Raw genomic sequence first — 20,729 nt, 5'->3', positions numbered from 1 at the left:
TGGTGTGTGCTGACGCACAAAAAAGGCCCGCATCACTGCGGGCCTTTTTTGTTTCAGCGGTGGAGCAGGGGACTTAACCCGCTACCAACACCCGAATCGCTTCCAGTCGCAACGCAGCCTTGTCGAGCATGGCCAAACCTTGCTCGCGCTGTTTGCGCAGGGCCACCAGTTCGCTGTCGCGCACGGTCGGGTTGACCGCTTGCAACGCGGTCAGGCGCGCCAGTTCTTCGTCGGTGTCGGCGGCCAGGCGACGCTGCGCCTCAGCCACACGCTCGGCGTGACGCGGGGTGATTTTTTCTTCGCCGGCGTTGATCCGTGGCGTCAGCTGATCGCGCTGGGCCTGGATGAACTTGTTGGCGCTGGCGCGGGGCACGCTTTCCAGTTGGTCGTTCAGGGTTTCGAACGACACGCGACCGGACAGGTCGTTGCCATTGGCATCCAGCAGGCAGCGCAGGGCGGCCGGCGGCAGATAACGACCCAGTTGCAGCGAGCGCGGGGCAACCACTTCGCTGACGTAGAGCAGTTCCAGCAACACGGTGCCGGGTTTCAGCGCCTTGTTCTTGATCAGCGCCACGGCGGTGTTCCCCATCGAGCCGGACAACACCAGGTCCATGCCGCCCTGCACCATCGGGTGTTCCCAGGTGATGAACTGCATGTCTTCGCGAGACAGCGCCTGGTTGCGGTCGTAAGTGATGGTCACGCCTTCGTCGTCGCCCAGCGGGAAGCTGGCGTCGAGCATTTTTTCGCTCGGTTTGAGGATCAGCGCGTTTTCCGAATGGTCTTCGCTGTCGATACCGAAGGCATCGAACAGGGTTTCCATGTAGATCGGCAGGGCGAACTGATCGTCTTGCTCAAGAATGTCCTCAACCAACTGATCGCCTTCACCCGAACCGCCGGAGTTGAGTTCCAGCAAGCGGTCGCGACCGGTGTGCAGTTCGGCTTCCAGACGCTCACGCTCGCCGCGAGCCTCGTCGATCAGCGCTTGCCACTCGCCATCGTCGGCGTTTTCCAGCAGCGGCAGCAGGCGCGAACCGAACTGATGCTGCAAGGCGTTGCCGGTCGGGCAGGTGTTGAGGAAGGCGTTCAGCGCTTCGTGGTACCACTGGAACAGGCGCTCTTGCGGGCTGGTTTCCAGGTACGGCACGTGCAGCTCGATGATGTGCTTCTGGCCGATCCGGTCGAGACGACCGATCCGCTGCTCCAGCAGGTCCGGGTGCGAAGGCAGATCGAACAGCACCAGGTGGTGCGAGAACTGGAAGTTGCGACCTTCACTGCCGATTTCCGAACAGATCAGCACTTGCGCGCCAAATTCTTCGTCGGCGAAGTAGGCGGCGGCGCGGTCACGTTCGAGGATGTTCATGCCCTCGTGGAACACCGTGGCCGGGATGCCGGAACGCACGCGCAGGGCGTCTTCCAGGTCCATGGCGGTTTCGGCGTGGGCGCAGATCACCAGCACTTTGGTGCGCTTGAGCATCTTCAGGGTGTCGATCAGCCACTCGACGCGGGGGTCGAATTTCCACCAGCGTTCTTCTTCGTTGGCGTCAGGCTGGGCCTGGAAGCTGACTTCCGGGTACAGCTCGGCGTGATCGCCCAACGGCAGTTCGAGGTATTCGTCGGGGCACGGCAGCGGGTACGGGTGCAGCTTGCGCTCCGGGAACCCTTGCACGGCGGCGCGGGTGTTGCGGAACAGCACGCGGCCGGTGCCGTGGCGGTCGAGCAGCTCGCGCACCAGGCGGGCGCTGGCTTCGACGTCGCCATCGTTGACGGCGGTGAGCAGGGCTTCGCCTTCGTTGCCGAGGAAACCGTGGATGGTCTTGTGCGCTTCAGGCGACAGGCGCCCTTTATCCAGCAACTCCTGAACGGCTTCGGCCACCGGGCGATAGTTTTCGCTCTCGGCGCGGAAGGCGTGCAGGTCATGGAAACGGTTCGGGTCAAGCAGGCGCAGACGTGCGAAGTGGCTGTCCTGGCCCAGTTGTTCCGGGGTCGCGGTGAGCAGCAACACGCCGGGAATGACTTCGGCCAGTTGCTCGACCAGCGAGTATTCCGCGCTGGCCTTTTCTTCGTGCCAGACCAGGTGGTGAGCTTCGTCGACCACCATCAAGTCCCAACCGGCGGCGAACAGCGCGTCCTGGGCCTTCTCGTCGTCCACCAGCCACTCCAGCGCCACGAGGGCGAGCTGGGTGTCTTCGAACGGGTTGGCGGCATCGCTTTCGATGAAGCGTTCTTCGTCGAACAGCGCGACTTGCAGGTTGAAGCGGCGGCGCATTTCTACCAGCCACTGGTGTTGCAGGTTTTCCGGCACCAGGATCAGCACGCGGTTGGCGCGGCCCGACAGCAGTTGGCGATGGATCACCAGACCGGCTTCGATGGTCTTGCCCAGGCCCACTTCGTCCGCCAGCAAGACGCGCGGGGCGATCCGGTCGGCGACTTCACGGGCGATGTGCAATTGGTGCGCGATCGGCTGCGCACGCACGCCGCCCAGGCCCCAAAGGGACGACTGCAACTGACGGCTGGTGTGTTCCAGGGTGTGGTAACGCAGGGAGAACCAGGCCAGCGGGTCGATCTGCCCGGCGAACAGACGGTCGCTGGCCAGACGGAACTGAATGAAGTTCGACAGTTGGGTTTCCGGCAGGGTCACCACTTCGTTCTGCGCGTTGAGGCCGTGGTAGACCAGCAGGCCATCGACATCGTCGACTTCCTGTACGGTCAGTTTCCAGCCTTCGAAGTGAGTGATCGAGTCACCCGGGGAAAACCGCACACGTGTGAGGGGCGCATTCCGTAGCGCGTACTGACGAGTGTCGCCAGTGGCCGGATAGAGCACGGTCAACAAGCGGCCGTCCTGTGCCAGAACGGTGCCCAAACCCAGCTCGGCTTCGCTGTCACTAATCCAGCGTTGCCCCGGTTGATACTGCTGCGCCATGCTGCCTGACTCCCACCTTGAAAAAGCGGGCTATCTTAACGGAATGAGCCTTCAGGGCCAAAGGATAACTCGCGTCGGCGCCGGTGAAGGCCCTGAATTTTCGATGTTCGGGAACACCTGGGTTCTGTGTGGTCGGATAAAACATCATTGCGTGTGCGTGCGCTGGTTCACAACTTTGCGACCGATGGCTCAAGTCGCCCCCCGCGCAGCCGACAGCCTGAAGACAGGAGACTAATAATTATGCTGCAACCGATGCTGCCCTTGAGTGCCGTGCCGATCACCTCACAGCACGATCCGATCCGCCAGCGCCCGGACATTGCGCCGGTCGTGCCCGTGCAGGAAAGCTCCAGCGAAACCACGATCGACCTGAAAAGACGCGACCCGGAAGAGGCCGCCCTGCAACTGCGCGAAGAACAGCGCCGTCGGCAGGAGCAGGATCGCCGTCGCCAGGAAGCTGACTCAGATCCCGAAGTGCACCTGGCGATCCCCGGCGACGAGCTCAACGCCGACAACACCGTGCCGGTCGCACCGCTGATCGAAGACGAGCCGCGCCAGGGCCTGTGGGTTGATATCCAGATCTAGCCTGGCGCAACGCGCCTGCTAAAAACTCGCAATCCCCCAAGGCGCTGCCGAAGGCTGCGATCTTTTTCAGCCGTCGCGTTCTTCGGCCAATTCCCGCAAACACCCCTGCAACCGTTCAATCTCCTCCTCGGTGTTCAAGTAACTCACGGCAATCCGCGCAATGCTCTCCAGGCCTCGGGCCTGCATGTCCAGCGGCGTATAAGCCACGCCATTGGCGCCTATGTTGATCCCGTGCCGTGCCAGCCTTAGCTTCAATTCGACACTGTCCCAACCTTCCAGCGTAAACGCGATCAGTCCGGATTGATGGTCGGTGGGGCCGAGGTTGTGCAGCGTCAGGCCGGGGATCGTTGTGAGGTTTTTGCGCAAACCCCGGCTGAGCGAATCGATCCGCCGACGAATGTTGGCCGGGCCCAGGCCATTGCATTCCTCCAGCGCATTGGCCAGCCCGGCCAGCAACGCCACCGACACTTCGCTGGTTTCGAAGCGCCGGGCGTCGTTGCGCAGCGTAAAGCCCTGGCCATCCCACGGCGCCGACAGCACATCCAGTTGCGTGGGTTTGAGCCGTTCCATGAATCCCGGCCGGATATACAGCAGCGCTGTACCGCGCGGCCCGCGCAGGAATTTGCGCCCGGCGCCCTTGAGCACATCGCAATTCAACGCCTGTACATCGCAGGGCAGTTGCCCCAGCGCCTGACCGGCGTCGATGAAATAGGGGATGCCATGTTGGCGCGCCACCGCGCCGATCGCCTCGGCGGGGTTGATCAGGCCACTGTTGGCGGGCAACCAGGTCAGGGCGATCAGCTTCACCTTGTGGTCGATCATTTGCTCAAGGGCGGTCACGCAGACCGCGCCGGTCTTGTCACAAGGGATCACCTCCAATCGCGCCCCGGCTTTTACGGCCTGGGCGATGCAGGCCAGATTGCCGCCCCATTCGTGACGACCGACCAGAATCCGTTCGCCGGGTTGCCACGGCCCCAGCGCATTGAACGCCATGCCCCAGGCCGCCGAGCCGCTGCTGGCGAAGGCGATGGCTTCGGGCACGTTGTTGAGCAGGGTGGCCGCCGCTGCCCGGGCGCGAGCCTGAATGCCTTGATCGGCGGCCTCCATCGGACCGCCGAGGGCTTCGCGTTGCAGTTGCCCGAGGATGGCGTCGAGGGTGGCCTGGCTCGGCAGCGAAGCGCCGCCGTGGTTGAAGTGAATCACGCTGGCGCAACCGGGTGTGGCCGCCCGCAAACGCGCCACTTCAGCGGGTGTCATGGCTTAAGCTCGAAAATCGCGTCGATTTCCACCGCCACGCCGCCGGGCAGGCTGGAAACGCCGACCGCCGTGCGCACGTGTCTGCCTTTCTCGCCGAGGGCGTTGACCAGCAGGTTGGAGGCGCCGTTGGCCACCAAGCCCTGGCTCTTGAAATCACCGGCGCTGGCGATGAATACGCCGAGGCGGATGAGGCGTACCAGTTTATTCAAGTCATCACCAAGGGCGTTGCTCAGCTGGGCAAGCAAGCCCAGTGCGGCCAGTTCGGCGGCGTTAGCGCCTTCTTCCTCGGAGATCGCCTCCCCCAGTCGACCGATAAAGGTTGGTTTGCCATCGAGCAATGGAATCTGCCCGGAAATGAACAGCTGATTCTGGCTGACCACGTGATTGACGTAGTTGGCGATTGGTTGGCTCGGGGTCGGCAACGTCAAGCCGAGTTGCTGGACCCGTTGGGCGAGTGAATCAGTCATGGTGAATCCTCCTGAATGAAGGGTTCAGAATGTTGGCCTCGCGCGGGCGCGACAAACGGATAGATTTAATCCGACGTATTCAAATAACTCATGTGTCTGAAGTTTCATCCAGCCATTGTGCAAAGCATTCGGCGGCAGGGCTGGGCGGGCGCTCGGGGGTGACCAGCCAATAGCCGATCTCGTTGGTGAACGGCGGGGTATCAAAGGCTTCGACCAGCACGCCTTCCTTCAGCCGACGTTCGATCAAGTGCCGGCGGCCCATGGCGATGCCCTGGCCGGCCACGGCGGCTTCAACGACGATGTTGTAATCGTGGAGCATCACGCTGGGGTAGTGGGTGATGTCGATGCCGTTGTGGGCGCTCCAGTCGATCCACTCGAATGGCTGGTAGGACTTGGCCATCAGCAGCGGGCCTTGGCCGACGCCCTGGGCCTTGAATGCCGGGCTGCACACCGGGGTGATCGTTTCCCCCATGAAACGTCGGGCTTGAACCTTGGGCCAGCCACCCTTGCCGTAACGGATCGCCAGGTCCACTTCGCCGCCATTGACGTCGGCCAGTTGCACCGACGGCAGCAGTTCCACATGAATGTGCGGGTAACGCGTATTGAAACTGGCCAGGCGCGGTGCCAGCCACAGGGTGGCGAACGAAGCGAGCAGGCCGATGCGCAGGGTGGTTTCCTGTTGTTCGTCACCGCGCAGTTCGCGGGTGGCCGAGGCAATGGATTCCAGGGCAGGCTGAATCTGGCGGTAATAGGTTTCGCCGGCTGGCGTCAGATCAATCGCACGGGTGCGTCGGATAAACAGCCGCTGGTTGAGGAACTGCTCAAGTTTCTGCACCTGATGGCTGATCGCACTTTGGGTCACCGACAGCTCATCGGCCGCCTTGTTAAAACTCAAATGCCGCGCCACGGCCTCGAAGGCGCGCAGAGCCATCAAGGGCGGCAGATCCTGGTGCAATTCCACGGTAGGGTCCTTTGGGTTCATCGCAACGGGCCGATTGTGCGGTGAAAATCCGCGTGAGCACATATTTTGTTAAGGCCATGTTCAGCGGGGTGACTGGTCAGCGCGGGCGACACACCGCATTATTGACGCAATCCCGACTGAACGTCCTTTTCCAGCGATGCACTGAACGCCATGAGCCAAGACGACAAACTGATCGACCTTAATGCCGAACGCGCCAAGCGGGTTCATGACCTCAACGACAAGCGCCTGAACGAAGTGCGCCAGGCTTTCGAGCAGGCCATGCCATTGGGTAAAGCGAAGAAAAAGCCGAAAAACAAACCGAAAAAGCGTTGATACCCCCTGCATCGATTGATGCAGGTCAGTTATTTCCCCTCCTTTACGCCCCGTCGCGGGCGACATTGATCCCGGTCAATTTTCTCTCCTGCCCGATTGGTTAACTTAGCTCCATCGCAACAGGGCAAGTGCAGGAGGCCAGTCATGTTTTTCGACAACGTGGTGATCGCCGGAGTGCTGACAGTCGGCCTCATGGTTCTGTTTTTTGCAGGGTTTGGATATTTCATCTGGAAGGATTCGCATAAGCGCAAACCGTAGTTCTTTCCAGAGCAATGAGCACGCAAGGCATTTTGGGCAACTTCGGTTGCCCTTTTTTTCGTCCACGAAAATCTATCGGTACATGATCGTTCCCACGCTCTGCGTGGGAATGAATCCCGTGACGCTCCGCGTCACAGGTGGACGCGGAGCGTCCATGCGGCATTCCCACGCAGAGCGTGGGAACGATCATTGGGGTGTTTGGGAGAAATCAGCAGGCATGAAAAAGGCGCGAACCTTACGGAACGCGCCTTTTTCGTTGCAGCGATGTATCAGCTACCCAGTGCCTTCGACGCCAGCCAGAACAGGCCGGCCGACAGGGCCACGGTGGCGGGCAGGGTCAGGACCCAGGCCAGCAGGATGGTCTTGACGGTGCCACCTTGCAGGCCGCTTTTGTTGGCGACCATGGTGCCGGCCACGCCCGAAGACAGGACGTGGGTGGTGGACACCGGCAGGCTGAAGATGTTGGCCAGGCCGATCATGCAGGCGGTGGTGATCTGAGCCGACATGCCCTGAGCGTAGGTCATTCCTTGCTTGCCGATCTTCTCGCCGATGGTCAGCACCACGCGTTTCCAGCCAACCATGGTGCCCAGGCCCAGGGCCAGTGCAACCGCCAGAATCACCCAGAACGGCGCGTATTCGGTGGTGGTGGTCAGGTCTTTGCGCAGTTTGTCCAGGTCAGCTTTTTCACGGGCTTGCAGGCCTGGCAGCTTGGCAACCTTGCGTGCCGTGTCATCCAGACAGAGCAGGTAGCGACGCACTTCGATGCGGCTTTCCGACGTCAGCGAGTGGTAATCGGCTACACCCTTGAGGGTGTCGAGCAGCGCGCTGATGGTCGGTTCGGTCTGTTGCGGGTTGCAACGGAATTTCTCCGGCAGATCACCTTCCACGCTTTTGCCCAGCGCCAGGAATTCACCCAGGGTGTCGGCATTGCGCTTGTAGAACTGGCTCAAGTGCAGGGTCGCATCGCGAGTCCGTTCGATCTGGTAAGTGGTGCTGCTCAGGTCGAGAACGAACTGCGCCGGCACGATACCGATCAACACCAGCATGATCAGGCCGATGCCTTTCTGGCCATCGTTGGAACCGTGGACGAAGCTCACGGCCATGGCCGATATCACCAGGACCAGGCGGTTCCAGAACGGCGGGTGCTTCTTGTCGTCGAGCTTGCGACGCTGGTCCGGGGTCTTGTGCATCTTCGACAGCGGGCGCCACCATTTAAGGCCGATCAACACCAGCGCGGCGACAATAAAGCCGGCCATTGGCGAGAACACCAGGGAAGCGCCGATATCGATCGCCTTCTGCCAGTTCACGCCATCGGCCAACGGGATGTCGTTGATCAGGGCGTTGGCCAGGCCGACACCGAGGATCGAACCGATCAGCGTGTGGGAGCTGGAGGCCGGGATACCGAAGTACCAGGTGCCCAGGTTCCAGGTGATGGCGGCGGCGAGCAACGAGAACACCATGGCCAGTCCGTGTCCGGTGTTCACATTGATCAGCAGCTCTACCGGCAGCAGATGGACGATGGCATACGCCACGCCAACACCGCCCAGCAAAACGCCGAGAAAGTTGAACACACCGGAAAAGAACACCGCCAGATGAGGCGGCATGGCTTTGGTGTAGATAACAGTGGCCACCGCGTTTGCAGTGTCATGAAAGCCGTTGATGAACTCGAAGGCGAGGACAAAGGCCAGGGCGAGCAAGAGGCTCACAAGCACCCAAGCATCCAGTCCGCTGAATAAATCGATCATGAAGGTTTTCTGACCCGGTCGTAAGGGGGCGCGATTATGCCAGAAAAGACTAGGAATCGATGCACTAGCTGCTCATCGGTAACATTCTTCAACGAATTAGTTTGTCGCAAAGCCCTAAGCCCGAGGTTTTTACCGGGTTTTGCAACTCATTGATTTTCTTTGAAAAGCCAACAAGCACGCGGGTTTCTCTCGTCGGTGCGAGAGGCGCAGAAGGTTGTATGAAATTTCTGAGAAGAGGGTCGGACATGCGCCATTTGCCTCATCCAGAGGGTGAGGTGGCCGCTGCCCGCTGGTAGCGGGCGCGAAAGGCAACGTCGAAACACCGCGCTTTTAGCGGATGCAAACGCAGGCCCTTGAAGGATTCAGGCCGAGGCGGTCAAGGCTCTTCGGCTTTGAGTTCCTTTTCCATCTTCTGCAGTTCCTGGGTGAATGCCTGATCTTGAACGGTGGCGCGTTTACGCCAGGGCTTGCGTTCCGGTTCGGGCTGGGCGGCGTAGGTGGTGACTTCCCCGCCGTAAACATCCTTGTAACGTTGTTCCTGGCGCTCAAGTTCCGCGCGCAGTTCGTCTTTCGTCACAGTGCTACCTGATTGAGTTGAGATAAATTCTGGTGAAACGCGCTGCTTCAAGTTTATTGACCACGTTCGTCGAAAGGACAATACCTGAAGGGGTATCGGCTTTTTAACGACCTAATGATCAACACTTCCATGTTGCAGGCGGCCACGGCACCAGATAAATACAGCTGACGTAGCTTCAGTATCCTGTTTCAGCCAGCGCGTTGGCGGTGCATATCAAATGAGCGTCAGGCGCTTGCTGCGGGCGGCGGCGATGGGACATCGCGCTCCGGGTGGCGTAATCGGCAAGTAAGAAACCGGCGGGCCACTGAGGTGCATTATAGCCGTCGATTCGAAGAACACTATCACCAGGGAGTTAAAAGTGCTTCCTGGCATGTGATGATTTTGTTACTCGTAACTTTATGGGTATTTAGAGTATGCAGGATGCGACTTTTCAGTGACCTGTTTCTGGCGCCAACAAGTCGGACAAGTTCGCTTCATTACTTTGCCCTTTAACAGTCGGCAACCGTTCAATAGTGACAACATCTAACATTGCCGTCCGCGCTTGACGGTAAGGGTGTGTCGATTGCGATTATCGGTCGATGGTTCGATAATCGCCCAATCTTGTCGCTCGTGGCTTGTGTACGGGGCTTGAGCCGCTTGTAATAGCCACTGAGCCGTGTAGGAAAAGGACCTGATATGAACGATCAAATGCGCAATTCCTTCGCGTCAGTGGCGCCGCCGATCGTCGCCTCGCCAGCCAAGCGAATCCAGGCCCTGACTGGCGACCCGGACTTCATGACGTCCCTGGCCCGTGGCCTGGCGGTGGTGCAGGCGTTCCAGGAGCGCAAGCGCCACCTCACCATCGCCCAGATCAGCCACCGCACGGAAATTCCCCGCGCCGCCGTCCGACGTTGCCTGCACACCCTGATCAAACTCGGCTACGCCACCACGGACGGTCGGACCTATTCGCTGCTGCCCAAAGTCCTGACACTCGGCCATGCCTATTTATCCTCGACGCCGCTCGCAGTTTCCGCCCAGCCGTACCTGGACCGCATGAGCGAGCAACTCCATGAGGCCTGCAATATGGCGACCCTGGAAGGTGATGACATTCTGTACATCGCCCGTTCGGCCACCACTCAGCGCCTGATTTCCGTGGACTTGTCGGTGGGTGGGCGGCTGCCGGCCTATTGCACGTCCATGGGCCGGATCCTGTTGGCCGCGCTGGATGACACGAGCCTGGGCGAATACCTCGATCACGCAGAATTCCAGGCTAAGACCAGCCGCACCCTGCACACCCCCGAAGCGTTGCTCGAATGCCTGCAAGAAGTTCGGCAGCAAGGCTGGTGCATCGTCGATCAAGAACTGGAACAGGGCCTGCGCTCAATTGCGGTGCCGGTGTATGACGCGTCCGGCCAGGTAGTGGCGGCACTCAACGTCAGCACCCACGCCGGACGCGTCAGCCGCAATGAGCTGGAACAACGCTTCCTCCCCGGTTTGTTGAGTGCCAGCCGCGATCTCAGCGCGCAGCTGTTTGCCTAAGCTGTTCGATAAACGCACAGAGTTGCGTTTATCGAATTGACGCTCTTTCCCTCGGATCATTAATGTCGCGGCAGCGTCATCCGGCGCGGTCGACCCTCGGTCACGCCGGACGATGACCCCCATAATAATGAGAAGAGGCCACGCGTCCCTGGCGTGGAATAAAAACAATGAATCAGCCTCAGTCTGCTGTAGGAAACTGCCTCGACGTGCAGTCCTTCATCAATGCCCAACCCATCTCGCGCTACCAGTGGCGAGTGGTGATCCTGTGTTTCCTGATTGTTTTCCTCGATGGCCTCGACACCGCGGCCATGGGCTTCATTGCGCCAGCCCTGTCCCAAGACTGGGGCATCGACCGCGCCAGCCTCGGCCCGGTGATGAGTGCCGCGCTGATCGGCATGGTCTTCGGCGCACTCGGTTCCGGCCCATTGGCTGACCGCTTCGGGCGAAAAATCGTACTGGTCGGCGCGGTATTTCTGTTCGGCATCTTCAGCCTGGCCTCGGCCTACAGCAGCAACGTCGATCAATTGCTGGTGCTGCGTTTCCTCACCGGCCTGGGCCTGGGCGCCGGCATGCCGAACGCCACCACGCTGCTGTCGGAATACACCCCGGAGCGCAAGAAATCCCTGCTGGTGACCAGCATGTTCTGCGGCTTCAACCTCGGCATGGCCGGCGGCGGGTTTATCTCGGCCAAATTGATCCCGGCGTTCGGCTGGCACAGCCTGCTGTTGATCGGTGGGATTTTGCCGCTGATCCTGGCGGTAGTTTTGCTGTTCTGGCTGCCGGAATCGGCGCGTTACCTTGTCGTCCGTAACCGCGGCACCGACAAAGTGCGCAAAACCCTGGCCCCGATCGACCCGGTGGCGGTGGCCCAGGCCTCGAGCTTCAGCGTGCCGGAACAGAAAACCGTGAAGGCGCGCAATGTGTTCGCGGTGATTTTCTCCGGCACCTACAGCACCGGCACCTTGCTGCTGTGGCTGACCTACTTCATGGGGCTGGTGATCGTTTACTTACTGACCAGCTGGTTGCCGACGCTGATGCGTGACAGCGGCGCGAGCATGGAGCAGGCGGCGTTTATCGGCGCGCTGTTCCAGTTCGGCGGGGTGCTGAGCGCCGTCGGTGTGGGCTGGGCGATGGACCGGTTCAATCCCCACAAGGTCATCGGCACTTTCTACTTGCTGGCCGGGGTGTTTGCCTACGCCGTCGGGCAGAGCCTGGGGCATATCACGGTGTTGGCGACCTTGGTGTTGGTGGCCGGAATGTGTGTCAACGGCGCGCAATCGGCGATGCCTTCCCTGGCGGCGCGGTTTTACCCGACCCAGGGCCGGGCGACCGGCGTGTCGTGGATGCTCGGGATTGGCCGTTTCGGCGCGATCCTCGGGGCGTGGATGGGCGCGACATTGTTGGGCCTGGGCTGGAATTTCGAACAGGTGCTGACGGCGCTGGTGATTCCGGCGGCATTGGCGACCACCGCGGTGGTGATCAAGGGCATGGTCAGTCATGCGGATGCGACCTGAGGACAGGCTCGGGAATCTCTATTGGCTTTGAGGGCCTCTTCGCGGGCGAGCCTCGCTCCTACAGGTTTAGGTGTGCGTACGACATGCGCCAATTCTGCAGGAGCGGGCTTGTCCGCGAAGCTTTTAAGGATCGATAGCCAAACAACAATCTGTTCGATAAACGAACACTCAGTCGATTATCGGATTGTTTGACGATTTTCTCAGGCTTACTCTTCAGTGACTCCGGCGCTGAACCTCGCGCCCTTTTCTTCCACTGTCGGTTCACACAAAACGGGAGCCTGCCCCATGGCTGAAATCCTTTCGCTGCACGATGCGGTGAAGCAATTCGTCAACGACGGCGACACCGTCGCGCTCGAAGGCTTCACTCACCTGATTCCGACGGCGGCGGGTCATGAAATCATTCGCCAGGGCAAGAAAGATCTGACGCTGGTGCGGATGACGCCTGACCTGATCTACGACCAGTTGATCGGTGCCGGTTGTGCTCGCAAGCTGATTTTCTCCTGGGGCGGCAACCCCGGCGTGGGTTCGCTGCACCGACTGCGTGACGCCGTCGAGAAGCAGTGGCCGCACCCACTGGAAATCGAAGAACACAGCCACGCCGACCTGGCCAATGCCTACGTCGCTGGCGCTTCCGGCCTACCGTTCGCAGTGTTGCGGGCCTACGCCGGTTCCGACCTGCCGAAGGTCAACCCGCTGATCAAGACCGTGACCTGCCCATTTACCGGCGAAGTGCTGGCCGCCGTGCCTTCGGTGCGCCCGGACGTCACCGTGATTCACGCGCAGAAGGCCGACCGCAAAGGCAACGTGCTGCTGTGGGGCATTCTCGGCGTACAGAAAGAAGCCGCGCTGGCGGCCAAGCGCTGCATCGTCACCGTTGAAGAAATCGTCGACGATCTCAATGCACCGATGAACTCGTGTGTGCTGCCAACCTGGGCCCTGAGCGCGGTTTGCCACGTCCCTGGTGGTGCGCATCCGTCCTACGCCCACGGTTACAACGAGCGTGACAACCGCTTCTATCAGGCCTGGGACCCGATTGCCCGGGACCGCGACACCTTCACCGCGTGGATCAACGAGTACATCCACGGCTGCGCTGACTTCAGTGAGTTCCAGGCCAAGCTGGCCGCTGCTTCGGAGGCCAAGTAATGACCTACACCACCAATGAAATGATGACCGTCGCCGCCGCCCGCCGTTTGAAGAACGGTTCGGTGTGCTTCGTCGGCATAGGCCTGCCGTCGAAAGCGGCCAACCTGGCGCGGCTGACGTCTTCGCCGGATGTCGTCCTGATCTACGAATCGGGTCCGATCGGTGCCAAGCCAAGCGTACTGCCGCTGTCGATCGGTGACGGTGAGCTGGCGGAAACCGCCGACACGGTCGTGCCGACCGGTGAGATTTTTCGCTATTGGTTGCAGGGCGGGCGCATCGACGTCGGTTTTCTCGGCGCGGCGCAGGTTGATCGCTTCGGCAATATCAACACCACGGTCGTGGGCGATTATCACCAGCCGAAAGTCCGCCTGCCGGGTGCCGGTGGCGCGCCGGAAATTGCCGGCTCGGCCAAGAGCGTGTTGATCATCCTTAAACAGTCGGCGCGTTCGTTTGTCGACAAACTGGACTTCATCACCTCGGTCGGCCATGGCGAGGGCGGCGATTCGCGTAAGCGTCTGGGGCTGCCGGGCGCCGGACCGGTCGGCATCATCACCGACCTGTGCATCATGGAGCCCGAGGCGCAAACCCATGAATTCGTGGTCACCGCGCTGCACCCCGGCGTGACCCGCGAGCAAGTCACGGCGGCCACTGGTTGGGCGATTCGTTTTGCCGAGCATGTTGAAAACACCGCCGAGCCGACCGAGATTGAACTCAAAGCCTTAAGGGATCTGGAAGCCCGCACTGCCGCCGCCCACGGCCAAGCCCCCGGAGAAGCCTGATGCGTGACGTTTATATCTGCGACGCGATTCGCACCCCCATTGGCCGTTTCGGCGGTGGCTTGTCGGCGGTGCGCGCCGACGACCTGGCCGCCGTACCGATCAAGGCGCTGATGGAACGCAATCCCTCGGTGGACTGGAGCGCGGTGGACGAGGTGTTCCTCGGCTGTGCCAACCAGGCCGGCGAAGACAACCGTAACGTCGCGCGTATGGCGCTGTTGTTGGCGGGGCTGCCGGAAAGCATTCCCGGCGTCACGCTCAATCGCCTCTGCGCCTCGGGCATGGACGCCATCGGCACCGCGTTCCGCGCCATCGCCAGCGGCGAGATGGAGCTGGCGATTGCCGGCGGCGTCGAGTCGATGTCCCGCGCGCCGTTCGTGATGGGCAAGGCCGACGCGGCGTTCTCACGCAACATGAAGCTCGAAGACACCACCATCGGCTGGCGTTTTATCAACCCGTTGATGAAAGCCCAGTACGGCGTCGATGCGATGCCGCAAACCGCGGACAACGTGGCTGACGACTATGAAGTGTCCCGCGAAGATCAGGACGCTTTCGCCCTGCGCAGTCAGCAGCGGACGGCCGCCGCGCAAGCCGCAGGATTTTTCGCTGAAGAAATCGTTGAAGTGCGGATTGCCCACAAGAAAGGGGAAACCGTCGTCACCCAGGACGAACATCCGCGTGCCGATACCACCCTGGAAACCCTGGCCAAACTCAAGCCCGTCAACGGCCCGGACAAAACCGTCACCGCCGGCAATGCCTCGGGCGTGAACGATGGCGCTGCGGCGCTGATCCTCGCGTCCGCCGAAGCCGTGAAGAAACACGGCCTGACCGCCCGGGCCAAAGTGCTTGGCATGGCGAGTGCCGGGGTTGCCCCGCGCATCATGGGCATCGGCCCGGTCCCCGCCGTGCGCAAACTCACCGAACGTCTCGGCCTGGCCGTCAGCGATTTCGACGTGATCGAACTCAACGAAGCCTTCGCCAGCCAGGGTTTGGCGGTGTTGCGGGAACTGGGCATTGCGGACGATGCGGCTCAGGTCAATCCAAACGGCGGCGCCATTGCCTTGGGCCATCCATTGGGCATGAGCGGCGCGCGGCTAGTACTGACGGCATTGCATCAACTGGAAAAGACCGGTGGCAAGAAAGGTCTGGCGACCATGTGCGTCGGCGTTGGCCAGGGTCTGGCCCTGGCGATCGAACGCGTCTGACAGCCGCCGACTCATAAGAACAGAGGAAAAGCGAAATGACTGACAAGCCTGGTTACCGTCGTCCGAAGGAAGGCACTCAGCCGCAATACCTGCACCCGACCTATCAATCCACCAACCGTCGCGCCCCGTCCAAGCCGTTGGTGTTTTTGCCCCATTCGCTGTCGGAAATCACCGGTCCGACCATCGGCGCCGAACGCATCAACGAACGCGATAACGACCTGACCGCCCAACACGCCGGCGAGCCCTTGGGCGAGCGCATCATCATCCACGGCCGCGTGCTCGATGAAGACGGCTTGCCGGTACCGGGGATTCTGGTGGAGATCTGGCAGGCCAACGCCGCCGGGCGTTACAACCACGCCCGGGACCTGCACGACGCACCGCTGGACCCGAATTTCACCGGCACTGGCCGCACCGTGACCGACGCCGATGGCTGGTATCAGTTCCAGACCATCAAGCCCGGCGCTTATCCGTGGGGCAATCACCACAACGCCTGGCGCCCGGCGCACATCCATTTCTCGTTGTTCGGGCCGAGCATCCTCACGCGGCTGGTGACTCAGATGTATTTCCCGGGCGATCCGCTGCTGGCCTACGACCCGATCTACAACTGCGTGCCCGATACCCGCGCCAAAGAGCGCTTGATCGCCAGTTTCGATCTGGAAAAAACCATCCCTTCCTATGCCCTCGGTTATCGCTGGGACATCGTCTTGCGCGGCCGCGAAGCCACGCCGATGGAGAAATAAGATGACGCTGAACGCGACCACATCCCACACCGTCGGGCCGTATTACCACATCGGCCTGACCTGGCTGAACCGCGAAGACCTGACCGTCGAGCAAACCCTGGGCCAGCGCGTGGCGATCACCGGGCAAGTGATCGACGGCAATGGCGATGTGGTGAACGACGCCATGCTGGAAGTCTGGCAAGCCAACGCCGCCGGCAAGTACGACCACCCGGAAGACGAACAGGACAAACCCCTGGACCCGAACTTCGAAGGCTTCGGCCGAGTGCCGGTGGACGGGGAAGGGCGGTTTCGCTTTACCACGATCAAGCCCGGTACGGTGCAAGGCCTCAACGGCACGACCCAGGCGCCGCATCTGGTGGTGCTGGTGTTTGCCCGTGGGTTGGTGAAGCACCTGCTGACGCGGATTTACTTTGATGGCGAGCCGACGAACGTGGCGGATCCGTTGTTGGAGTGCGTGCCGGCCGAGCGTCGTGGCACGTTGCTAGCGAAGGCGGATGCGGCGGGTGTTTATCAGTGGAACGTGATTTTGCAGGGGACCGATGCGGAGACGGTGTTCTTCGATTACTGAGTGATCGTTGATTTTGTGGCGAGGGAGCTCGCTCCCGCTGGCTTGCGAAGCAAGCCCTGTCCCGGTTGGCGCGGTGTATCAGGCTGACCGCGTTGGCCGTTTTTGCGACTGCTGCGCAGTCGAGCGGGAGCAAGCTCCCTCGCCACAGGGACGGTGTTGCGCTCAAGTAATGCGTCTGTGGAACAGGACTGTTGCGAAGTGTGTCTAGACTCTCACTGTCCCCATTGAGTGAAAAACAATGACAACGACTACCGCTGCTACCGAACACTACACCGGGGAAGAGCGCAGCAAGCGCATCTTCGCCATTGTCGGCGCCTCGTCCGGCAACCTGGTCGAGTGGTTCGATTTTTACGTGTATGCCTTCTGCGCCATCTATTTCGCCCCGGCGTTTTTCCCGTCCGACAACCCCACGGTACAGCTGGTCAACACCGCTGGTGTGTTCGCCGCCGGGTTCCTGATGCGGCCCATTGGTGGCTGGATTTTCGGCCGGGTGGCGGACAAGCACGGGCGCAAGAATTCGATGCTGATCTCGATTCTGATGATGTGCTTCGGCTCGCTGCTCATCGCCTGCCTGCCGACCTACAAGGACATCGGCGTCTGGGCACCGATCATGCTGCTGTTCGCGCGCCTGCTCCAGGGCCTGTCGGTGGGTGGCGAGTACGGCACCACCGCGACCTACATGAGCGAAGTGGCGCTCAAGGGCCAGCGCGGTTTCTTCGCCTCGTTCCAGTACGTGACGCTGATTGGCGGGCAATTGCTCGCGGTGTCGCTGGTGGTGATCCTGCAGCAGTTCCTCACCGAAGATGATTTGCGCGCCTACGGCTGGCGGATCCCGTTTGTGGTGGGTGCCGTGGCGGCGCTTATCTCGCTGTTCCTGCGTCGTTCGCTCAAAGAAACCACCAGCAAGGAAATGCGTGAAAACAAAGACGCCGGCAGCATCATGGCGCTGTTTCGCGACCATAAGGCCGCGTTCATCACCGTGCTTGGCTACACCGCCGGCGGTTCGCTGATTTTCTACACCTTCACCACGTACATGCAGAAATACCTGGTGAACACCGCCGGCATGCACGCCAAGACCGCCAGCTACATCATGACCGGCGCGCTCTTCCTTTATATGTGCATGCAGCCGCTGTTCGGCATGCTCGCAGACAAGATCGGCCGGCGTAACTCGATGCTCTGGTTTGGCGCCCTCGGCACGCTGTTCACTGTGCCGATCCTGCTCAGCCTGAAAAGCGTCAGCAGCCCATTCCTGGCCTTTGTGCTGATTACCGTGGCGCTGGCGATCGTCAGTTTCTACACCTCGATCAGCGGCCTGGTCAAAGCCGAGATGTTCCCGCCGGAAGTGCGTGCCCTGGGTGTCGGTCTGGCCTACGCCGTGGCGAATGCAATCTTCGGCGGTTCGGCGGAATACGTAGCCCTGAGCCTGAAAGCCGTGGGCATGGAAAACTCCTTCTACTGGTACGTCACAGTGATGATGGCGGTGGCGTTCCTGTTCAGCCTGCGCCTGCCCAAACAGGCAAAGTATTTGCACCACGACCTTTGATCCCTACGCGTGGGCCCGCTCGGCCCACGCTTCCAAGGACTTTTTATGAACCAGCGACCGAACAATCAATTGTTCGATGCCTATTTCACTGCCCGCGATATGCGTGAAGTGTTCTGCGATCAGGGCCGGGTCCAGGCCATGCTCGATTTCGAAGCGGCGCTGGCCCGGGCCGAAGCGCGGGTCGGGCTGATCCCGCACACCGCAGTCGCGGCTATCGAAGCCGCGTGCCAGGCCGGGCATTACGATTTCGCCGCCCTCGGTGAAGCGATTGCCACGGCGGGGAATTCGGCGATTCCGTTGGTCAAGGCCTTGGGTAAACAGATTGCGGCGAACGATGCCGAAGCCGAGCGTTACGTACACTTGGGCGCGACCAGTCAGGACGTGATGGATTCAGGCCTGGTGCTGCAACTGCGCCAAGCCCTGGCGTTGATCGAAAGCGATCTGGCACAACTCGGGGAAATCCTCGCGACCCAGGCCCGGCGCTACGTTGCCACGCCGTTGGCCGGGCGCACCTGGTTGCAACACGCGACGCCGGTCACGCTCGGCATGAAGATCGCCGGGTGGCTCGGCGCCGTGACCCGCAGCCGCCAGCGCTTGCGCGAACTCAAGCCACGGCTGTTGGTGCTGCAATTCGGTGGTGCCTCCGGGACCCTCGCGGCCCTCGGCGAGCAGGCCATACCGATTGCCAGCGCCCTGGCCGAAGAGATGCAGTTGAGCTTGCCGGAACAACCTTGGCACACCCAGCGTGATCGCCTGGTGGAGTTCGGTTCTGTGCTCGGTCTGATCGCCGGCAGCCTCGGCAAATTCGGTCGCGACATCAGCCTGTTGATGCAGACCGAAGCCGGCGAAGTGTTCGAACCGGCGGCGCCGGGCAAGGGCGGTTCCTCGACCATGCCGCACAAGCGCAACCCCGTCGGCGCGGCGGTGTTGATCGGCGCGGCGACCCGGGTGCCGGGCTTGCTCTCGACCTTGTTCAGCGCCATGCCGCAAGAGCACGAACGCAGCCTGGGCCTGTGGCATGCCGAGTGGGAAACCCTGCCGGAGATTTGCTGCCTGGTGTCTGGCAGTCTGAAACAGGCGCTACTGGTGGCTGATGGGCTGGAAGTGGATGCTGAGCGCATGGCGCGCAACCTCGACCTGACCCAGGGCCTGGTGCTGGCCGAAGCGGTGAGCATCGTCCTCGCGCAACGGGTCGGTCGCGAGACCGCGCATCATCTGCTGGAACACTGCTGCAAACGCGCGGTGGCCGAGCAACGCCATTTGCGCGCCGTCCTCTGCGATGAGCCGCAAGTGACGGCGCAACTGTCGGACGCTGAACTGGACCAACTGCTGGACCCTGCCCACTACCTCGGCCAGGCCCGTACCTGGGTCGAGCGCGCGGTGGCTGAACATTTTGCGTTGACTGCCTGAAGGAGGCTGCCGTGGCATTCGTACAACTCGCCGAGGGCGAACTGCATTACAAGCTAGATGGCCCGGAAGATGCGCCGGTGCTGGTGTTGTCCAACTCTCTGGGCACCGACCTGCACATGTGGGACGCACAGATTGCGGCGTTCACGGAGCAGTTCCGGGTGCTGCGTTTCGACACCCGTGGCCATGGCCAGTCGCTGGTCACGCCGGGGCCTTACAGCATTGAGCAACTGGGCCACGACGTGTTGGCGCTGCTGGATGCCTTGCACATCGAGCGCGCGCATTTTTGTGGCCTGTCCATGGGCGGCTTGATCGGCCAATGGCTGGGGATCAACGCGGGCGAGCGTCTGAACAAGCTGATCGTGTGCAACACCGCGGCGAAAATCGGCGATCCATCGGTGTGGAACCCTCGGATCGAAACCGTGTTGCGCGATGGCCCTGCGGCCATGGTTGCGTTGCGTGATGCCTCGATTGCGCGCTGGTTCACCCCGGATTTTGCCGAAGCCAATCCGGCGGCGGCGAAGAAGATCACAGACATGCTCGCTGCCACTTCGCCGCAAGGTTATGCGGCCAATTGCGCCGCCGTGCGCGATGCGGATTTCCGTGATCAGCTGTCGTCGATCAAGGTGCCGCTGCTGGTGATCGCCGGCACCGAAGACGCCGTCACGCCGCCGTCCGGTGGGCACTTTATCCAGGCACACGTGCCGGACGCCGAGTACGCCGAGTTCTACGCCGCGCACCTGTCCAACGTTCAGGCCGGCGCCGCGTTCAGCGAGCGGGTGCTGGCGTTTTTGTCGAAGTCTTGAGGGGAAATGTGTGGACGAGAAACAACGTTACGACGAGGGTCTGGCAGTGCGCCGCGCAGTACTGGGCGACGCCCATGTCGACCGCAGCCTGAACGCCCTGACCGAGTTCAACTCGGAGTTCCAGGAAATGATCACCCGCCACGCCTGGGGCGACATCTGGACCCGCCCGGGCCTGGAACGCCACACCCGCAGCCTGATCACCATCGCCATGCTGATCGGCATGAACCGCAACGAAGAACTCAAACTGCACCTGCGCGCCGCCGCCAATAACGGCGTGACCCGTGGCGAGATCAAGGAAGTGATCATGCAGAGCGCAATCTACTGCGGGATCCCGGCGGCGAATGCCACGTTCCATTTGGCGGAATCGGTGTGGGATGAGTTGGGGGTTGAGTCGCGGGGCTAGCGTGAA

20 protein-coding genes are annotated in these 20,729 nt (G+C 61.4%); 14 read left to right on the top strand and 6 right to left on the bottom strand.

Features of this window, described 5'->3' with window-relative positions; genetic code table 11:
* Positions 1 to 73: 73 nt before the first annotated feature.
* Positions 74 to 2,920 (bottom strand): RNA polymerase-associated protein RapA, encoded by a 2,847-nt coding sequence (gene rapA, locus FQ192_RS02815; protein ID WP_149657274.1) that lies wholly within the window; start codon positions 2,918 to 2,920, stop codon positions 74 to 76.
* A 240-nt stretch (positions 2,921 to 3,160) separates the two neighbouring features.
* Here rapA and FQ192_RS02810 point away from each other — a divergent pair, with 240 nt between their 5' ends.
* Positions 3,161 to 3,502, top strand: a complete 342-nt coding sequence (locus FQ192_RS02810) for an aspartate-semialdehyde dehydrogenase (protein ID WP_149657273.1) — start codon at positions 3,161 to 3,163, stop codon at positions 3,500 to 3,502.
* A gap of 66 nt (positions 3,503 to 3,568) precedes the next feature.
* On the opposite strand, the gene FQ192_RS02805 is transcribed toward FQ192_RS02810, so the two are convergent.
* From FQ192_RS02805 to FQ192_RS02795, 3 genes are all read right to left on the bottom strand, one after another.
* Positions 3,569 to 4,759, bottom strand: a complete 1,191-nt coding sequence (locus FQ192_RS02805) for an aminotransferase class V-fold PLP-dependent enzyme (protein WP_149657272.1) — start codon at positions 4,757 to 4,759, stop codon at positions 3,569 to 3,571.
* The gene (locus FQ192_RS02800; RefSeq protein ID WP_149657271.1) at positions 4,756 to 5,226 is read right to left on the bottom strand and encodes a RidA family protein; all 471 of its coding nucleotides are present in this window, start codon (positions 5,224 to 5,226) and stop codon (positions 4,756 to 4,758) included. The genes FQ192_RS02805 and FQ192_RS02800 overlap by 4 nt, the downstream gene beginning before the upstream one ends.
* Before the next feature lie 88 nt (positions 5,227 to 5,314).
* A complete protein-coding gene (locus tag FQ192_RS02795; protein ID WP_149657270.1) occupies positions 5,315 to 6,187 on the bottom strand; it encodes a LysR substrate-binding domain-containing protein in 873 nt (290 codons plus the stop codon).
* 171 nt (positions 6,188 to 6,358) lie between these two features.
* On the opposite strand from FQ192_RS02795, the gene FQ192_RS33945 reads away from it, so the two are divergent.
* Positions 6,359 to 6,520: a hypothetical protein gene (locus tag FQ192_RS33945; protein WP_008016476.1), complete on the top strand. Its 162-nt coding sequence runs from the start codon at positions 6,359 to 6,361 to the stop codon at positions 6,518 to 6,520.
* Positions 6,521 to 6,664: 144 nt separating this feature from the next.
* Positions 6,665 to 6,778, top strand: a complete 114-nt coding sequence (gene ccoM / locus FQ192_RS34835) for a cytochrome c oxidase subunit CcoM (protein WP_054046898.1) — start codon at positions 6,665 to 6,667, stop codon at positions 6,776 to 6,778.
* A gap of 269 nt (positions 6,779 to 7,047) precedes the next feature.
* Here ccoM and FQ192_RS02785 read toward each other — a convergent pair whose 3' ends face one another.
* Together FQ192_RS02785 and FQ192_RS02780 are read right to left on the bottom strand one after the other, a co-directional pair.
* Positions 7,048 to 8,523 carry an inorganic phosphate transporter gene (locus FQ192_RS02785; protein WP_133837357.1) on the bottom strand — a complete coding sequence of 492 codons (1,476 nt, stop codon included), beginning with the start codon at positions 8,521 to 8,523 and terminating at the stop codon, positions 7,048 to 7,050.
* A gap of 376 nt (positions 8,524 to 8,899) precedes the next feature.
* The gene (locus tag FQ192_RS02780; protein WP_133837358.1) at positions 8,900 to 9,100 is read right to left on the bottom strand and encodes a hypothetical protein; all 201 of its coding nucleotides are present in this window, start codon (positions 9,098 to 9,100) and stop codon (positions 8,900 to 8,902) included.
* A gap of 675 nt (positions 9,101 to 9,775) precedes the next feature.
* On the opposite strand from FQ192_RS02780, the gene pcaR reads away from it, so the two are divergent.
* The 11 genes from pcaR (at position 9,776) to pcaC (ending at position 20,723) form a co-directional block, all read left to right on the top strand.
* The gene (gene pcaR / locus FQ192_RS02775) at positions 9,776 to 10,618 is read left to right on the top strand and encodes a pca regulon transcriptional regulator PcaR (RefSeq protein ID WP_149657268.1); all 843 of its coding nucleotides are present in this window, start codon (positions 9,776 to 9,778) and stop codon (positions 10,616 to 10,618) included.
* 167 nt (positions 10,619 to 10,785) lie between these two features.
* Positions 10,786 to 12,132, top strand: a complete 1,347-nt coding sequence (locus FQ192_RS02770; protein WP_149657267.1) for an MFS transporter — start codon at positions 10,786 to 10,788, stop codon at positions 12,130 to 12,132.
* Positions 12,133 to 12,417: 285 nt separating this feature from the next.
* Complete coding sequence (locus FQ192_RS02760) at positions 12,418 to 13,275, top strand: CoA transferase subunit A (RefSeq protein ID WP_123406032.1); 858 nt, start codon at positions 12,418 to 12,420, stop codon at positions 13,273 to 13,275.
* The gene (locus FQ192_RS02755) at positions 13,275 to 14,054 is read left to right on the top strand and encodes a CoA-transferase subunit beta (RefSeq protein WP_149657265.1); all 780 of its coding nucleotides are present in this window, start codon (positions 13,275 to 13,277) and stop codon (positions 14,052 to 14,054) included. The genes FQ192_RS02760 and FQ192_RS02755 overlap by 1 nt, the downstream gene beginning before the upstream one ends.
* Entirely contained in the window at positions 14,051 to 15,256 is a 1,206-nt protein-coding gene (gene pcaF, locus FQ192_RS02750) for a 3-oxoadipyl-CoA thiolase (protein ID WP_178129011.1), read from the top strand. The genes FQ192_RS02755 and pcaF overlap by 4 nt, the downstream gene beginning before the upstream one ends.
* A gap of 35 nt (positions 15,257 to 15,291) precedes the next feature.
* A complete protein-coding gene (gene pcaH, locus FQ192_RS02745) occupies positions 15,292 to 15,996 on the top strand; it encodes a protocatechuate 3,4-dioxygenase subunit beta (protein WP_149657263.1) in 705 nt (234 codons plus the stop codon).
* Between the two features lies 1 nt (position 15,997).
* Positions 15,998 to 16,564 (top strand): protocatechuate 3,4-dioxygenase subunit alpha, encoded by a 567-nt coding sequence (gene pcaG / locus FQ192_RS02740; RefSeq protein ID WP_149657262.1) that lies wholly within the window; start codon positions 15,998 to 16,000, stop codon positions 16,562 to 16,564.
* Between the two features lie 238 nt (positions 16,565 to 16,802).
* A complete protein-coding gene (locus FQ192_RS02735) occupies positions 16,803 to 18,107 on the top strand; it encodes an MFS family transporter (protein ID WP_149657261.1) in 1,305 nt (434 codons plus the stop codon).
* 45 nt (positions 18,108 to 18,152) lie between these two features.
* Positions 18,153 to 19,517, top strand: coding sequence for a 3-carboxy-cis,cis-muconate cycloisomerase (locus tag FQ192_RS02730; protein WP_149657260.1), 1,365 nt, complete (start codon positions 18,153 to 18,155; stop codon positions 19,515 to 19,517).
* Positions 19,518 to 19,528: 11 nt separating this feature from the next.
* Positions 19,529 to 20,320 (top strand): 3-oxoadipate enol-lactonase, encoded by a 792-nt coding sequence (pcaD, locus tag FQ192_RS02725; RefSeq protein ID WP_149657259.1) that lies wholly within the window; start codon positions 19,529 to 19,531, stop codon positions 20,318 to 20,320.
* Positions 20,321 to 20,330: 10 nt separating this feature from the next.
* The gene (pcaC, locus tag FQ192_RS02720) at positions 20,331 to 20,723 is read left to right on the top strand and encodes a 4-carboxymuconolactone decarboxylase (protein WP_149657258.1); all 393 of its coding nucleotides are present in this window, start codon (positions 20,331 to 20,333) and stop codon (positions 20,721 to 20,723) included.
* Positions 20,724 to 20,729: the final 6 nt, after the last annotated feature.

This window comes from Pseudomonas sp. ANT_J12, assembly GCF_008370045.1.
Classification (GTDB): domain Bacteria; phylum Pseudomonadota; class Gammaproteobacteria; order Pseudomonadales; family Pseudomonadaceae; genus Aquipseudomonas.
Note: the sequence above shows the minus strand (reverse complement) of the source record. Positions and strands in the feature narration are given on the sequence as shown.

Excerpts from the sequence above, each read along its gene's own strand:
- FQ192_RS02730 (WP_149657260.1), top strand. The coding sequence starts at position 18,153 with ATGAACCAGCGACCGAACAATCAATTGTTCGATGCCTATTTCACTGCC.
- FQ192_RS33945 (WP_008016476.1), top strand. The coding sequence starts at position 6,359 with ATGAGCCAAGACGACAAACTGATCGACCTTAATGCCGAACGCGCCAAG.
- FQ192_RS02800 (WP_149657271.1), bottom strand. The coding sequence starts at position 5,226 with ATGACTGATTCACTCGCCCAACGGGTCCAGCAACTCGGCTTGACGTTG.
- FQ192_RS02805 (WP_149657272.1), bottom strand. The coding sequence starts at position 4,759 with ATGACACCCGCTGAAGTGGCGCGTTTGCGGGCGGCCACACCCGGTTGC.
- FQ192_RS02735 (WP_149657261.1), top strand. The coding sequence starts at position 16,803 with ATGACAACGACTACCGCTGCTACCGAACACTACACCGGGGAAGAGCGC.
- FQ192_RS02785 (WP_133837357.1), bottom strand. The coding sequence starts at position 8,523 with ATGATCGATTTATTCAGCGGACTGGATGCTTGGGTGCTTGTGAGCCTC.
- rapA (WP_149657274.1), bottom strand. The coding sequence starts at position 2,920 with ATGGCGCAGCAGTATCAACCGGGGCAACGCTGGATTAGTGACAGCGAA.
- FQ192_RS02760 (WP_123406032.1), top strand. The coding sequence starts at position 12,418 with ATGGCTGAAATCCTTTCGCTGCACGATGCGGTGAAGCAATTCGTCAAC.
- pcaG (WP_149657262.1), top strand. The coding sequence starts at position 15,998 with ATGACGCTGAACGCGACCACATCCCACACCGTCGGGCCGTATTACCAC.
- ccoM (WP_054046898.1), top strand. The coding sequence starts at position 6,665 with ATGTTTTTCGACAACGTGGTGATCGCCGGAGTGCTGACAGTCGGCCTC.
- FQ192_RS02770 (WP_149657267.1), top strand. The coding sequence starts at position 10,786 with ATGAATCAGCCTCAGTCTGCTGTAGGAAACTGCCTCGACGTGCAGTCC.
- FQ192_RS02755 (WP_149657265.1), top strand. The coding sequence starts at position 13,275 with ATGACCTACACCACCAATGAAATGATGACCGTCGCCGCCGCCCGCCGT.
- pcaH (WP_149657263.1), top strand. The coding sequence starts at position 15,292 with ATGACTGACAAGCCTGGTTACCGTCGTCCGAAGGAAGGCACTCAGCCG.
- FQ192_RS02810 (WP_149657273.1), top strand. The coding sequence starts at position 3,161 with ATGCTGCAACCGATGCTGCCCTTGAGTGCCGTGCCGATCACCTCACAG.
- pcaR (WP_149657268.1), top strand. The coding sequence starts at position 9,776 with ATGAACGATCAAATGCGCAATTCCTTCGCGTCAGTGGCGCCGCCGATC.